This is a genomic window from Micromonospora sp. WMMC264 (genome assembly GCF_027497275.1).
Lineage (GTDB): Bacteria > Actinomycetota > Actinomycetes > Mycobacteriales > Micromonosporaceae > Micromonospora > Micromonospora chalcea.
The window spans coordinates 2482619-2496681 of record NZ_CP114907.1; the positions used below are offsets into that span (position 1 = coordinate 2482619).

At 75.1% G+C, this 14063-nt stretch carries 11 protein-coding genes; 7 read left to right on the forward strand and 4 right to left on the reverse strand.

Annotated features, from left to right (window positions below):
• On the forward strand, positions 1-1227 hold the full coding sequence (locus tag O7542_RS10495) for a hypothetical protein (RefSeq protein ID WP_281606113.1): 1227 nt from the start codon (positions 1-3) through the stop codon (positions 1225-1227).
• 58 nt (positions 1228-1285) lie between these two features.
• Positions 1286-1876 carry a pyridoxamine 5'-phosphate oxidase family protein gene (locus O7542_RS10500; protein ID WP_043324102.1) on the forward strand — a complete coding sequence of 197 codons (591 nt, stop codon included), beginning with the start codon at positions 1286-1288 and terminating at the stop codon, positions 1874-1876.
• A 6-nt stretch (positions 1877-1882) separates the two neighbouring features.
• On the opposite strand, the gene O7542_RS10505 is transcribed toward O7542_RS10500, so the two are convergent.
• Positions 1883-3364, reverse strand: a complete 1482-nt coding sequence (locus O7542_RS10505) for a peptide MFS transporter (RefSeq protein ID WP_043330143.1) — start codon at positions 3362-3364, stop codon at positions 1883-1885.
• A gap of 224 nt (positions 3365-3588) precedes the next feature.
• Between O7542_RS10505 and O7542_RS10510 the strand changes: the two genes are divergently transcribed.
• Positions 3589-3930: an RNA polymerase-binding protein RbpA gene (locus O7542_RS10510; protein WP_007070998.1), complete on the forward strand. Its 342-nt coding sequence runs from the start codon at positions 3589-3591 to the stop codon at positions 3928-3930.
• Between the two features lie 328 nt (positions 3931-4258).
• On the opposite strand, the gene O7542_RS10515 is transcribed toward O7542_RS10510, so the two are convergent.
• The 3 genes from O7542_RS10515 to lnt are packed head-to-tail and all read right to left on the reverse strand — an operon-like array spanning position 4259 to position 7259.
• A complete protein-coding gene (locus O7542_RS10515) occupies positions 4259-4798 on the reverse strand; it encodes an FxsA family protein (protein WP_043324104.1) in 540 nt (179 codons plus the stop codon).
• Between the two features lie 53 nt (positions 4799-4851).
• Complete coding sequence (locus tag O7542_RS10520) at positions 4852-5643, reverse strand: polyprenol monophosphomannose synthase (RefSeq protein WP_281606114.1); 792 nt, start codon at positions 5641-5643, stop codon at positions 4852-4854.
• Positions 5644-5669: 26 nt separating this feature from the next.
• The gene (gene lnt, locus O7542_RS10525) at positions 5670-7259 is read right to left on the reverse strand and encodes an apolipoprotein N-acyltransferase (protein ID WP_281606115.1); all 1590 of its coding nucleotides are present in this window, start codon (positions 7257-7259) and stop codon (positions 5670-5672) included.
• 112 nt (positions 7260-7371) lie between these two features.
• On the opposite strand from lnt, the gene O7542_RS10530 reads away from it, so the two are divergent.
• Genes O7542_RS10530 through O7542_RS10545 form a run of 4 tightly spaced genes read left to right on the forward strand, consistent with a single transcriptional unit; the run spans position 7372 to position 13662 of the window.
• Positions 7372-8688, forward strand: coding sequence for a low temperature requirement protein A (locus tag O7542_RS10530; protein ID WP_210873351.1), 1317 nt, complete (start codon positions 7372-7374; stop codon positions 8686-8688).
• Positions 8689-8739: 51 nt separating this feature from the next.
• Positions 8740-11850, forward strand: a complete 3111-nt coding sequence (locus O7542_RS10535; RefSeq protein ID WP_281606116.1) for a BTAD domain-containing putative transcriptional regulator — start codon at positions 8740-8742, stop codon at positions 11848-11850.
• A 58-nt stretch (positions 11851-11908) separates the two neighbouring features.
• Positions 11909-12883 carry an ATP-binding cassette domain-containing protein gene (locus tag O7542_RS10540; protein ID WP_281606117.1) on the forward strand — a complete coding sequence of 325 codons (975 nt, stop codon included), beginning with the start codon at positions 11909-11911 and terminating at the stop codon, positions 12881-12883.
• Positions 12880-13662 (forward strand): ABC transporter permease, encoded by a 783-nt coding sequence (locus O7542_RS10545; protein ID WP_140946602.1) that lies wholly within the window; start codon positions 12880-12882, stop codon positions 13660-13662. The genes O7542_RS10540 and O7542_RS10545 overlap by 4 nt, the downstream gene beginning before the upstream one ends.
• The last annotated feature ends 401 nt before the right edge of the window (positions 13663-14063 follow it).

Here is a 14063-nt window from a genome sequence, read left to right on the forward strand (position 1 = left end):
ATGGACGCCGAGCCCGCCACCGACACCCGACCCTGCGCCCACTGCGGGCGCGACGTGCCGCAGCGCGTCGGCGCGGGCCGCCCGTTCCGCTACTGCCGGGACAACGACGGCGCCTGCCAGCGGGCCGCGCGCAACTCGCGGATGCGTCACCGCAACTCCCCCGGCCTGCCCGGGCAGGTGGCGCGCACCTGGGAGGCGGTGGACCGGCTCGACCAGATCGTCGAGACCCTCACCGAGGCGCTGCACGCCGAGCTGTCCCCGGCGGGTGTGGAACGGCAGCTCGCCGAGCTGCGCGCGGAGACGTCCGCGCAGGTGGCGGCCGCGCACGCCGAGCGCGACGAGGCCCGCCGCGAGACCGAGGACGCGACCGCGGCAGCGGCCCGCGAACGGCAGCAGGCCCGCGCCGCGTACGCCGAACGCGACGCCGCCGCCGACCGGGCCGAGCGGGCAGAGGCGGCGGCCGCGACGGCCGCCGAGCGGGTCGCCGCCGCCGAGGACGCCCGCGACGCGGCCCGTGCCGAGGCGGGCGCGGCGCAGGCGCTGCGGGTGCAGGCCGAACGCGACCGCGACGCCGCCCGGCACGACCTGCGCACGGTACGCGCCGAGCGCGACGCCGAACGCCGCCGCGTCGCTGAGCTGACCACCGAACGGGACACCGCCCGCGCCGACGCCGAGCGGGCCACCCGGTCCGCCGCCGAGGCCCTGGACCGGGCCGAGCAGTCCCGCGCCGACGCCGACCGGGCGCGCGCCGACGCGCAGGCCGCGCAAGGGCGGGCCACCGAGGCCGAGCGCGCGGCGCGGACCGCCGCCGAACGCGCCGACGCCGAGGCCACCGCAGCGCGGGCGGCGCGCGCCGAGCGGGACCGGGCCGACGCGGTACGTGCCGACGCCGAGGCGGCGCTGGAGCGGGCCCGCGCCGAGGCGAGCGCGGCGATCGAGGCGGTCCGCGCCGAAGCTGCCGCTGCCGTAGAGCGGTTCCGTGCCGACGTGGCCGCCGCGGTGGAGCAGGCCGCGGCCCGTACCGCCGAGCGGGACGCGCTCGCCGCGGAGCTGGCCGACGCGCGGCGTGCCGCGAGCGCCGCCGAGGCGCGGGCGGCCGACCTGGCCGCGCGCACGGCCGTGATCGAGGCGGACCGGGACGCCGCGCAGCGGCGCGCCGGGCAGCTCGCCGACCAGGTCAGTGACCTGGCGACGGCGCTGGCGCGGCTCGGCACCCGCACCGGCTGACCGCCACGGGCTGGGAAGGGGGCAGCGCCGGACCCGTGCCGGCGGCGAGGATCGGGGCATGGGAAAGACATACGAGCGCATCGACGGCCGGCTGCGGGACTTCATCGAGGCGCAGCCGATGTTCTTCGTCGCCACCGCCCCGCTGTCCGGTGACGGCACCGTCAACCTGTCCCCGAAAGGGCTGCGCGGCTGCTTCGCGGTGCTCGACGAGCACACGGTGGCGTATCTGGACTTCGCCGGCAGCAACGCCGAGACCATCGCCCACCTGCGGGAGAACGGCCGGATCACGCTGATGTGGTGCGCGTTCGCCGGCCCGCCGAACATCGTGCGGGTGCACGGGCGCGGCGAGCCGGTGTTCCGCGACGACCCGCGCTGGCCCGGCCTGCTGCGGCACTTCCCCGACATCGACCCCGGCCCGCACGGCCTGCGGGCGATCATCGTGGCGCACGCCGAGCTGATCCGCGACACGTGCGGCTACGCGGTGCCGTTCATGACCTACGACGCCGATCGCGACCTGCACGAACGCCGGTTCGCGCGGGAGGACGACACGTCGCTGAGCGCGTACTTCGCCGGCAAGGACCACGTCGCCACCAGCATCGACGGGCTGCCCGGCCTGCCGCTGCCACTGCCGCCCACTCCGTCGGTGTGAGCCAGGTCAGTGGATGCCGGCCATCAGGGTCCGGATCTGACGGGTGAACATCACCGCGGCCAGGCCCAGCACCACCGAGGCCAGCCCGAAGGTCAGGAAGTACACCGGCTGCGACCAGGCGCCGGCCAGCCGGGCCACCTGGCCGCCGATCGCGTCGCCGACGGCGGTGGCGAGGAACCACAGGCCCAGCATCTGACTGGCGTACTTGACCGGGGCCAGTTTGGTGGTGGCGGACAGGCCGACCGGGCTCAGCGACAGCTCGCCGGCCACCTGGATCGCGTACACCGCGACCAGCCACAGCGGTGAGACCAGGTCGCCGCCGACGGCGGCCCGCGCGGCGGCGGCCATCAGCACGAACGACAGACCGTTGAGCACCAGGCCGACCGCGAACTTCGTGGGCGTGGACACCCGGTGCCCGAGCTTGAGCCACAGCGCGGCGGCCAGTGGCGCGCCGATGATGATCAGGATCGGGTTCACCGACTGCAGCCAGGACGCCGGGAACGTGAACCCGCCCACCGAGCGGTCGGTCTGGTCGGCGGCGAAGATGTTCAGCACCGATCCGGCCTGGTCGTAGATGAGCCAGAAGGAGGCGGCGAACACGAACAGCCACACGTACGCCTTCATCCGGCTGCGTTCGGTGCCGCTGATCTCCCGGTCGGTGAGGATCCGCGCGAAGTAGCCGACTGTCACCAGCACCGTCACCACGGTGAGCAGGTTGACCACGGTGTCGACGGTGAACCAGCCGGCCAGCAGCAGCACCAGCAGCACCGCGAGCAGAATCCCTGTGGCCACGCCGATGCGGGTCAGCGCGCGTCGCCGGTCCGCGCCGAGCAGTGGGTCCGCCGGGCGGGCACCGGCGTCGCCGAGGTTGCGCCGGCCCAGCACGTACTGGAGTACGCCGAAGGTCATGCCGACCGCTGCCGCGCCGAACCCCAGATGCCAGTTGATCTTCTCGCCGAGGAAGCCGGTGATCAGCGGCGCGATGAACGCGCCCAGGTTGATGCCCATGTAGAAGATCGAGAACCCGGCGTCGCGGCGCGGCGAGTCCCGCTCGTACAGGTCACCGACCATGGTGGAGATGTTCGGTTTGAGCAGGCCGGTGCCGAGCACGATCAGCGCCATGCCGGCGAACACGCTCCACCCGGTCGGGATCGCCATCACGTAGTGGCCGGCGGCGATCACCACGCCGCCCCACAGCACACTGCGTCGCGCGCCGATCAGCCGGTCCGCCACCCAGCCACCGGGCAGGGCCATCAGGTAGACCATGGCGTTGTAGGTGCCGTACACGGCGTTGGCGCTGGACTCACCGATGTCGAGTCCGCCGTCGGCGACCGCGGCGGTCAGGTACAGCACCAGGATCGCCCGCATGCCGTAGAAGCTGAACCGCTCCCACATCTCGGTGAGGAAGAGCGTGGACAGCGCACGGGGATGCCCGAAGAAGGTCTTGCCCGCGGGTGGCCGGGCCCCGACCGGCGCGTCACTGCTCATCGTCACCTCCGGCACGCAAACAGGTGGGTAACATCCCCATTGACAGGCGAAACACTCCACCGATTCGGCCCGGCCGGGGACGACCCCGCCGGGCAGCTGTCATGGCCGGTTACCCTTGGTTCTTCCGACCCGCGTACGGCCCTGCCGACGTGGGTGGGGAATGGGCGAACGGTGACCGGCCGTTACACCTGAAGACCAGCACCACGGACGAGGGGAAGTCGATCATGGGCGAGCGCATGCTGCGCGGTAGCCGGCTGGGCGCGGTCAGCTACGAATCCGACCGCAACACGGAGCTCGCGCCGCGCCAGACCCGCGAGTACCTCTGCGCCAAGGGCCACCAGTTCGAGGTGCCGTTCGCCGTCGACGCCGAGGTCCCGACGACCTGGGAGTGCAAGTTCGACGGCAGCGTCGCCCGCCTGGTCGACGGCACCGAGCCGGAGCAGAAGAAGGCCAAGCCGCCGCGTACCCACTGGGACATGCTGCTGGAGCGGCGCTCGATCGCCGAGCTGGAGGACATCCTCGCCGAGCGGCTCCAGGAGGTCCGGACCCGTCGCGGTCGCGCCTGAGCATCTCCCGCATGACCGAAAACGCCCCCGGGATCACCCGGGGGCGTTTCCGTTGCCCGGGCGGGGCGCGGTCGCCACTTCGGGGAGGTGGCGGTATCGCAGGTGCCTTGATACCGCCACCTCCCCGAACTGGTGTCGATCATGGGGCGGGTGGGGAGACCGTGGGCGGCCGATCCGCCGCATGTGGGCAAACCGGGGTGCCGGGTCTGTGGACGGGCCGCCAGTTCGGGGTGGTGGCGGGGTCGGGCGCGGTCTGATGCCACCACCTCGGCGAAGTGGAGTCGATCAAGGCCGATGGCGTGGCACCGCGTGGGCGCAGCGCAGCGCGTCAGCGGTCTACGATCTCGCCCTCAATGGCCTTGCCCGGGTCGGTGACCGGCTGGGGCGTCGGCGCGGGACCCGGCGACGGTGACGGTGTGGGCTGCGGGGTCGGCTGCGGCGCACCCCGGTACACCCGTACCCGCCGTGGCCCGAACAGGTCACCGGCGACCATCGACGACACCCGCCGCTCGGTGGCCCGGCGCACCCCGCCACCGGCCAGCCGGCGCATCGGCGGCAGCAGCAACAGCAGGCCCACCACGCCGCTGACCAGGCCCGGCATCGCCAGCAGCAGCGCACCCAGCAGCCCGACCAGCCCGTCGGTCACCTCGGGGCCCGGTGGACGGCCGGCCTGCGCCGCCGCGCGGAATCCGCGCCACGCCCGCATGCCCTCGCGGCGCAGCAGCACCAGCCCCAGCAGGGACGCGCCGAACACCAGCAGCACCGCCGCGCCGAACCCGACAGCCCGGCCGACCAGCACGAAAACGGTCAGCTCCAGCAGCGCCAACAGCAGCAGGGCCGGGGGTACGTACTTCAGTCCTCGGCGCATCTCACCTCATCCGCCCGGGGTCATCACGCCCCTCAAGCATGACACGCCTCGGCTCAAGGCCAGCGGGCGAGCGCGTCCGGGCGGGCGGACGCGGTCGCCAAACGGTCCCGCACCCCCCAGCGGGTGACCCGCCACAGCGCCTCGACCACGATCAGCGGACTCATCTTGCTGTCGCCGTGTTCCCGCTCGGCGAACGTGATCGGCACCTCCACGATGCGTACCCCGGCTCGGTGCGCCAGCCGGGACAGCTCCACCTGGAACGCGTACCCCTGGGAGCGCACCGAATCCAGGTCGATGGCGTCCAGCGCGCTGCGCCGGTACACCCGGTAGCCGCCGGTGGCGTCGCTGACCGGCATGCCCAGCGCGAGCCGCGCGTACAGGTTGCCGACCCGCGACAGCAGCAGCCGCTGCCACGGCCAGTTCAGCACCCGCGCGCCGCGCGTCCACCGGGAGCCGATCACCACGTCGGCGTCGCGGGCGGCGTCCAGCAGCGCCGGCAGGTCCTCCGGCGCGTGCGAGCCGTCGGCGTCCATCTCCACCACGGCGTCGTAGCCGCGTGCGCGGGCCCAGGCGAAACCGGCCAGGTAGGCCGCGCCGAGCCCTTCCTTGCCTTCGCGGTGCAGCACGTGCACCCGCGGGTCGTCCCCGGAGAGCCGGTTCGCGATCGCACCGGTGCCGTCGGGGCTGTTGTCGTCGGCGACGAGCACGTCCACCGCGGGCGCCGCCGCGCGTACCCGGGCGACGATCCGTTCGACGTTGTCGGCCTCGTTGTAGGTGGGGATGACCACCAGGACCCGCCCCACCCCGGGGTGGCCGGCCGTCCGCCTGTCGGCTGTCACCGCCACCGTCGCACCGCCTCCCGCTCGTCGGCTCAGCCGGGAGTGGCCTCCCGGCGCCGGCGCAGCACGGCCGCGCCGGCCAGAGCCGCGACCGCCAGCGCCGTGAGCGCCACCTCCGGCCACACCCCGGCCGTGGTCGCCGGGGTACGCCCGTCGCCGAGTTCCATCTGCCGCACCACCACCGCGGCGGTGTTGAACCCGGTCGCACCGTCTACCCGCCCGTCGGGGGTAACGAACCCGGACACTCCGACCGTGGAGGCCATCAACGCGGCCCGGCCGTGCTCCACCGCCCGCAACCGCACCATGGCCAGCTGCTGACGGGCCTCGGCCACGTCGAACGTGGCGTTGTTGGTCTGCACCACCAGCAGCTGCGCGCCGCCGGTCACGGTGTCCCGGACGATCCCGTCGTAGGCGACCTCGAAGCAGATCACGTCGCCGAGGACCGCCGCGCCGGCGTCGACCACGCCGGGCCGGTCACCGGGGACGAAGTCGGAGCTGACCCGGTCGACCTGCGAGCTGACCATGCGGGCGAGGGATCGCAGCGGCACGTACTCGGCGAACGGCACCGGATGCCGCTTGACGTACGTCTGGTCCAGGTCGACGCCCGTGCCGGGCCGCCACAGCAGCCCCACGTTGCGCACCTGCCCCGGTTCCGGGCCGGCGAGCACCGCGCCGACCAGGATCGGCGCGCCGATCGCGTCGGCGGCCTGGGCGATGCGCTGGCCCGCGCCCGGGTTGCGCAGCGGGTCGATGTCGCTGGAGTTCTCCGGCCACACCACCAGGTCGGGGCGGGGCTGCCCACCCTGGGTGACCCGTTCGGCCAGTTCCAGCGTGGCGTCGACGTGGTTGTTGAGCACCGCCTGCCGCTGCGCGTTGAAGTCCAGCCCGAGGCGCGGCACGTTGCCCTGCACGATCGCGACGGTGACGGTGCCGTCCGCGCCGCGTACCTCGGCGGGCACGGCCGGGCCGGCGGCGAGCAGCGCGACCAGCCCGGCGGTGAGCCCGGCCACCGGCCGCCACTGCCCGGGCGCGCGACGCCAGTCCCGCCACGCCACCGCGACGAGGATCCCGCCGGCGACCGCTACCGCGAACGTGACCAGCGGCGCGCCGCCGAGCGCGGCCAGCCGCAGCAGCGGCGACGTGTCCTGGCTGAACGCCAGCCGCCCCCACGGGAACCCGCCGAACGGGGTGCGGTCGCGCAGCGCCTCCTGCCCCACCCACAACACGCCGGTGAGCAGCGGCCATGCCGCCCGGTGCCGGTCGGCCAGCGGCGACACCCAGGCGGTGGCGGCGCCCAGCAGCGCCAGGTAGGCGGCCTGCAGCAGCGACAGCAGCGCCCACGGCAGGTAGCCGGTGTGCAGGTTCGTCCACTCCAGCAGCGGCGCGAACAGCGCCACCCCGGTGAGGAAACCCAGCCCGGCGCCGGCCCGCAACCGCCGCCGGTGCGCGGCGGCCGCCAGCAACGCCACCCCGACCGGGGCGAGCGGCCACATCCCGTACGGCGGGAACGCCAGCAGCAGCGCCACCCCGGCCAGTACGGCGGCCGGCACGGCCAGCGTCAGCGGCAGGGGACGCGCCCCGTCGGCGACGGTGCGCGACTGCTCCTGCTCCAGCGTCGTCACCGGCTTCTCCCCACGATCACGGGCCGAAGGCTACCCGCCCGTACCGGCCGTCGGCCCGCGCCCCTGCGCCACCGATCGGGCAACTGCGCCTCGGTGGGCGGGGCCCGCTGCCATGCTCGGCAGCATGAACGCTGAGCGGGGACGGGGTCGTGTCCTGCCGACCGCGCCCGGCTCGCGCGTCACCCGGGTGGAGTTGTTCTACGACCTGGTGTTCGTGTTCGCGTTCCTGAACGTCACGAACGTCCTCTCCGAAACCCTGAGCGGCAGGTCGTTGCTGGCGGGACTGCTGTTGCTGTTGCTGCTGTGGTGGTGCTGGGTGTCCTTCGCCGCCCTGGGCAACGTCGTCCGCACCGACCAGGGGGTGATGCCGCTTGTCGGCTCGGTGACGGTGGCCGCGCTGTTCGTGCTGACGCTGAGCACACCGTCGGCGTTCGCCGAGGAGCAGGCGCAGCAGCAGTCCGGTCCGCCCGGTCTGGTCTTGTTCGCCTGCTGCTACCTCATCATCCGGGCGGCCCAGGTGCTGGTGTTCCTGGCCCGCAGCAGCCGCCGCGGACGGACCGCCCTGCGCCTCGGTCTCCCACCGCTGACCAGCGTGGCGTTGATCCTCGCCACCAAGGCACTGCCCGAGTCACCCCAGCAGCCCTGGGGGAGGTGGCTGCCGCTGGCGCTGTGGCTGGCCGCGGTCTGCATCGAGTACACCTCCGGGGGCCTCGCCCCCAGCGCCGGGCTGACAGTCGTGTCCGCCGCCCACTGGGCCGAGCGATACGCGCTGATCCTGCTCATCGCGCTCGGCGAGTCGATCATTTCGCTCGGGCTGGGACCGAAGCTGAGCGCCGGCTTGCCGGCCACGTGGCCGGTGATCGTGGCGTCGGTGCTCGGCGTCACCATCATCGCGTCCCTGTGGTGGCTGTACTTCGACACTCTGGCACCCGCGCTGGAGCAGCGGCTGCATCGCACCCGCGACGTCCGGGCACGAGCGGCGCTCGCCCGCGACGCCTACGCCTACCTGCACCTGCCGCTGATCACCGGGATCATCCTGTTCGCCCTCGGGCTCAAGCGCTACCTCACCGTCATCTCCCACCCGCACGGCGATCCCTGGTGGGAACACGCCGCCGAGCTGGACAGCCGGGTGCTGTTCGCCGGGGTGGTCATCTACATGTTGGGACTGCTGGCGCTGGCGGTGCGGGCGACCCAACGGATTCCGGCGGTCGCCACCTGTGTGGTGCTCGTGCTGGCGGTGGGGCTGCCGTGGGCGGGCCGGCTGCCGGTGGTGGCCGCTCTGGCGATCCTGGCGGCGGTCAGCGTCTTCCTGGTGCTGTTCGGTCTGCGCGCGGGTGACCCGTGGCGTCGTCAGGTGCGCCGGACCGCGTTGGACGAGCAGGTCGCCGCCGAGCGGGAGCAGTCCGAATGGCGCCGGCGTCACCTGTGACCGGCGGGTGGGGAGTGTGGGCGGTACCGGCGACAGGCGACAATCGGGCCCATGCGGTTCGGTGTGCTCGGCTCGACCCAGGCGTACGCGGCCGACGGCAGCGCGCTCCCGGTCGCCGGGGAGCGGCTGCGTGCCCTGCTGGTGCTGCTGCTGCTCGACGCCGACCGCACGGTGCCGCCGCGTCGGCTCATCGACGGCGTCTACGGCGACCGGCCGCCGGAGCAGGCCGCGAACGCGTTGCAGTCGCAGGTGTCGCGGCTGCGGCGGCTGCTGCCCGGCGCGCGCATCGAGTTCGGTCCGGCCGGTTACCGGCTGGCCGTCGACCCGCAGCGGGTGGATGTGCACCGGTTCACCCGGCTGGCCGGGGCGGGACGGGCGGCGCTGGCCGACGGCGATCCGCGCGGCGCGGCGGCGCTGCTGCGCGACGCGCTGGACCTGTGGCGCGGCGAACCCCTCGCGGATGTCACCGGGGCGCCGTTCGCCGACGCCGAGGCGGCCCGGCTGCGCGAGCTGCGCCTGGCGGCGATCGAGGACCGGGTCGAGGCGGACCTGGCGCTCGCGCCGTCCGGGGCGCCGCTGATCGCCGAGCTGCGGACCCTGGTGGCGGCGCATCCGCTGCGGGAGCGGCTGCACGGGCTGCTGATGCGCGCCCTGCACGGCGCGGGCAGCCGCGCCGAGGCCCTCGCCGCGTACGCCGACGCGCGCCGCGTGCTGGCCGAGGAGCTGGGCGCCGACCCGTCGGCGGAGCTGGTCGCGTTGCACGCCACGCTGCTGCGCGACGACCCCGCGCCGCCGGCGCGGCTGCCCGCCCCGCTGACCAGCTTCGTCGGCCGGGAACGGGAGTTGCGGCGCGTCGAGGAGCTGCTGGCCTCGGCGCGGCTGGTGACGTTGCACGGCCCCGGCGGCGCCGGGAAGACCCGGCTGGCCACCACCGCGGCGTCCCGGCACGACGGGCCGGTGTGCCTGGTAGAGCTGGCCGCTGTCGCGCCCGGCTCGCCGGTCGCGCCGGCGGTGCTGACCGCGCTGGACCTGCGCGACGCCGGGCTGCGCGCCCCGGGCGGGCCCCGGGACCTCACCGACCGGCTGGTGGCGGCGCTGGCCGGCCGGCGTCTGCTGCTGGTGCTGGACAACTGCGAGCACGTGATCGACGACGCGGCCCGGCTGGCCGCCCGGCTGCTCGCCGCCGCTCCCGGGCTGCGGGTGCTGGCCACCAGCCGGGAGCCGCTGGGCCTCACCGGTGAGGCACTGTGCCCGGTCGGTGGCCTGGCCGCCCCGGACGCGCCGAGCGCACCGGCGACGGCGGCCGCGTACCCGGCGGTGCGGCTGTTCGCCGACCGGGCCGCCGACGTGGCGCCCGGGTTCACGCTCGACGCCGACACCACCCCGGCGGTGCTGCGGATCTGCCGTACCCTCGACGGGCTGCCGCTGGCCCTGGAGCTGGCGGCGGCGCGGCTGCGGGCCCTGCCGGTGGCGCAGGTCGCGGCCCGCCTGGACGACCGGTTCCGGCTGCTGCGCCGCGGCGACCGCACCGCCGCGCCCCGCCACCGCACGCTGGAGGCGGTCGTCGGGTGGAGCTGGGACCTGCTCGACGAGCCGGAGCGGCGGCTGGCCGCCCGGATGAGCGTGTTCGCCGGCGCCGCCGACCTGGCCGCGGTGCAGGCGGTGTGCGGCCCGGACGCCGGCGACGTCCTGGACACCCTCACCGGCCTGGTCGACAAGTCGCTGGTGGAGGCGGCCGGCGGGCGCTACCGGATGCTGGAGACGATCCGCGAGTTCACCGCCGCCCGGCTGGCCGAGCACGGCGAGACCGGGCGGATCCGCGACGCGCACGCCGCGTACTTCCTGGGTCTGGCGCAGGCCGGCGACGCGGGCCTGCGCGGCGGCGGCCAGGAGCGGTGGCTGCGCCGCCTCGACGCCGCCCGCGACGACCTGCACGCGGCGCTGCGGCGCGCCGACACCGCGACCGGGTTGCGGCTGGTCGCGGCGCTGGCGTTCTACTGGTGGCTGCGGGGTCTGCGCGGGGAGGGCGCGGCGCCGGCCCGGCGGCTTGTCGACCGGCTCGACGGCCCACCCGACGGCCTGGCCGAGGAATACGCGCTGGCCTTGCTGATCGCCACGCTCGCCGGTGGCGGCGAACGCAGCGAGGTCGACGCCGCGTCGCGGATCCTGTGGACCATGGCCCGGCCGCCCCGGCATCCGTTCCTGCTCTACCTGTCCGGCATGGCCAGCGGGCCCCCGTCGCCGCAGGACGCGGCGGCGCTGCACGAGCGGGCCGTCCGGGACCGGCTGCTCGGCGCCGACCCGTGGAGCCGGGCGCTGGGCCGCCTGGGCACCGCGATGGTCGGTCTGCTGCACGGCCGTCACGCCCAGGCCCACGCCGACCTGGACGGCGCGCTCGCCGGTTTCCGGGCGCTCGACGACCGCTGGGGCATGATCGTGACGCTGTCCACCCGCGCCGAGGCGGCCTACCGCACCGGTGACGTCGCGTCGGCGGCCGCGCCGATGGCGGAGGCGCTGGAGCTGGCCGAGCAGCTCGGCTCCACCCTGGACCTGGCGGAGCTGCTGCGGACCCGCGCCGACGGGCGGCTCGCCGCCGGTGACCTGACCGGCGCGGCCGAGGACTTCCGGCGGGTGCGGCGCATCGCCGGTCCGGCCGGCGCGCCGGAGCTGGTCGCAGCCGCGTACCTGGGGCTCGGGGGGATCGCCCGCCGCGACGGCGACCCGCGGCGGGCGCGGGCGTTGTGCGAACGGGCGGTCGCGCAGTGCCCGTCGGGCTGGTTCGGCGCCGATGTGGTGCGGCTGGCGGCGCTGGTGACGCTCGGGCAGCTCGCCGACGCCACCGGCGACCCGGCTACGGCCCGCGCCTACTACCGGCAGGTCCTCACGGCCGGCGTCGGTGTGTGGGACGTGCCGGTGGTGGCCGCCGCCGCGGACGGGCTGGCCGGGCCGCTGCTGCGCGACGGCGACCCCGAGTCGGCGGCCCGCCTGCTGGGCGCGGCGGCGGCGCTGCTGGCGGGCACCGGCGCGGCCGACGCCCCGGCCGGCACACCCACCGCCGTCGAGCTGCGGGAACACCTGGGTGAGGCGGCGTTCGCCACCGCGTACGCCCGGGGCGCGGGCCTGCCCCGGCAGCGGGCGCTGGCGCTGGTCGACGGGCGATGACCGGCCCGGTGCGCGCGCGGTGCGCGCCCGGTCAGCGCCGGCGGTGACGCTTGCCGGCATGAGCGACGACACGACGGCCGTACTGGCCGACGGGATACGAAAACGGTACGGCCGCACCACCGCCCTAGACGGCTTCGACCTGGCCGTGCCGGCCGGCACGGTGTACGGGGTGCTCGGCCCGAACGGGGCGGGCAAGACCACTGCGGTGCGGGTCCTCACCACGCTGCTGCGGTTCGACGCCGGCCGGGCCCGGGTGGCCGGGTACGACGTGGCCTCCGAACCGGACCGGGTCCGTGAGGCGATCAGCCTGACCGGGCAGTACGCGGCGGTCGACGAGGTGCTCAGCGGGCGGCAGAACCTGGTGCTGTTCGGGCGGCTGCGGCGGCTGTCCGCGCGCCGGGCCCGCGACCGCGCCGAGGAGCTGCTGGACCGGTTCGGGTTGACCGAGGCGGCGGACCGGTCGGCGGGCGGCTACTCCGGTGGGATGCGCCGCCGCCTGGATCTGGCGGCCAGCCTGGTGGTGCCGCCGCGGGTGCTGTTCCTCGACGAGCCGACCACCGGCCTGGACCCGCGCAGCCGCAACGGTCTGTGGTCGGCGGTGCGGGAACTGGTCGCCGACGGCACGACCGTGCTGTTGACCACCCAGTACCTGCAGGAGGCCGACCACCTCGCCGACCGGGTGTGCGTCATCGACTCCGGCCGGGTCGTGGCCGAGGGCACCCCGGAGCGGTTGAAGGCCCGCATCGGCGCGGACCGGCTGGAGCTGATGGTCCGCGACGCGGCGGACCTGCCCACGGCGGCGGCGGTGGTGGAACGCGCCACCGGCGCGGCCGTGACGGTGGACGCGGAGCTGCGGCGCGTCGACGCGCCGGTGGCCGACCGGATCGCCGTGCTCATGACAGTGCTGCGGACCCTGGAGGACGCCGGGGTGGCGGTGGAGGACGTGCTGGTGCGCCGGCCGACGCTGGACGAGGCGTTCCTGCGCCTGACCGGCGGCCGGTTCGACGCGCAGCGGATGGAGGTGGCGTCGTGAGGGCGCTGACCGACGGGTGGCTGATGGCGGGCCGGAACATGCGGCACGTGGTCCGCGCCCCGGAGGAGATCATCATCTACTTCAGCCTGCCGATCATGTTCGTGCTGGTGTTCGGCTACGTGTTCGGCAGCGGCATGTCCGTGCCGGGCGGCGGCAACTACCGGGAGTTCCTGCTGCCCGGCGTGTTCGTGATGACGATGCTCTACGGGCTCGGCGCGACCGCGTCGGCGATCGCGGCGGACGCCGGCCGGGGCGTGGTGGACCGGTTCCGGTCACTGCCGATGGCCCGTTCGGCGCTGCTGTCCGGCCGCGCCGGCGCCGACCTGGTACGCGCGTGCCTGGAGATGACCACGCTGGTGGTGTGCGGGCTGCTGGTGGGCTGGCAGTGGCGCGACGGAGTCGGCCCGGCCCTGACGGCGGTGGCGCTGATCCTGCTGCTGCGCGTCGCGATGACCTGGGTGGGCATCCTGTTCGGGCTGCTCGTGCCGAACCCGGACACGGTCGCGGTGGTGGTGTTCCCGCTGGCGTTCCCGCTGACCGCCCTGTCCAACGTGTTCGTGGCGCCGGAGCTGATGCCGGACTGGCTGGGCGCGATCGCCGCGTGGAATCCGCTGTCGGCGACGGTGGCGGCGGCCCGGGACCTGTTCGGCAACCCGGGCCTGAGCGGGGACTCGTGGCCGGCCCGGCACGCGCTGGAACTGGCGGTCGCCTGGCCGCTGGCGCTGATCGCGGTGACCGCACCGGCGGCGGTGCGCCGCTACCGGCGGCTCGGCCGCTGACACGGGGAGCATCGGGGGGATGAAATCGGGGCGCGGCCGAAGCCGCGCCCCGATGCTCCCAGGCCCTTCCCGGCCGGTGGGGCGAAGACGATCAGCGCCGACCTTCGGACCGACCCGACGTGGACTGGCTGCCCCCGCCTGGCCGTTGTCTACTGGCCGTGCCTCTCACCTTGCCCGTACACCGGTAACCGCGGCCGGTTCGCGCCGCCCCGCCGACCCCCGCCCGCTGGACCTGGCCGCCGCAACCTTCCGGTCGCTCGGCCAGCGGACGAAGGGACGAAGCGAACAACAGCCGCTTCCCGTGGTAGGACTCAAAGACGGTACGGCGTAGACCCCCGCCGCTGTCAACCCACCCGGGCCTGTCGTGTGTTGCGACACGGCGTGTCGCGTCGGCGCGTCTC

Bases quoted from the DNA above. Each gene is read 5' to 3' on its own strand.
- O7542_RS10495 (WP_281606113.1), top strand. From the start codon at position 1: ATGGACGCCGAGCCCGCCACCGACACCCGACCCTGCGCCCACTGCGGG.
- O7542_RS10500 (WP_043324102.1), top strand. From the start codon at position 1,286: ATGGGAAAGACATACGAGCGCATCGACGGCCGGCTGCGGGACTTCATC.
- O7542_RS10505 (WP_043330143.1), bottom strand. From the start codon at position 3,364: ATGAGCAGTGACGCGCCGGTCGGGGCCCGGCCACCCGCGGGCAAGACC.
- O7542_RS10510 (WP_007070998.1), top strand. From the start codon at position 3,589: ATGGGCGAGCGCATGCTGCGCGGTAGCCGGCTGGGCGCGGTCAGCTAC.
- O7542_RS10515 (WP_043324104.1), bottom strand. From the start codon at position 4,798: ATGCGCCGAGGACTGAAGTACGTACCCCCGGCCCTGCTGCTGTTGGCG.
- O7542_RS10530 (WP_210873351.1), top strand. From the start codon at position 7,372: ATGCTCGGCAGCATGAACGCTGAGCGGGGACGGGGTCGTGTCCTGCCG.
- O7542_RS10535 (WP_281606116.1), top strand. From the start codon at position 8,740: ATGCGGTTCGGTGTGCTCGGCTCGACCCAGGCGTACGCGGCCGACGGC.
- O7542_RS10540 (WP_281606117.1), top strand. From the start codon at position 11,909: ATGAGCGACGACACGACGGCCGTACTGGCCGACGGGATACGAAAACGG.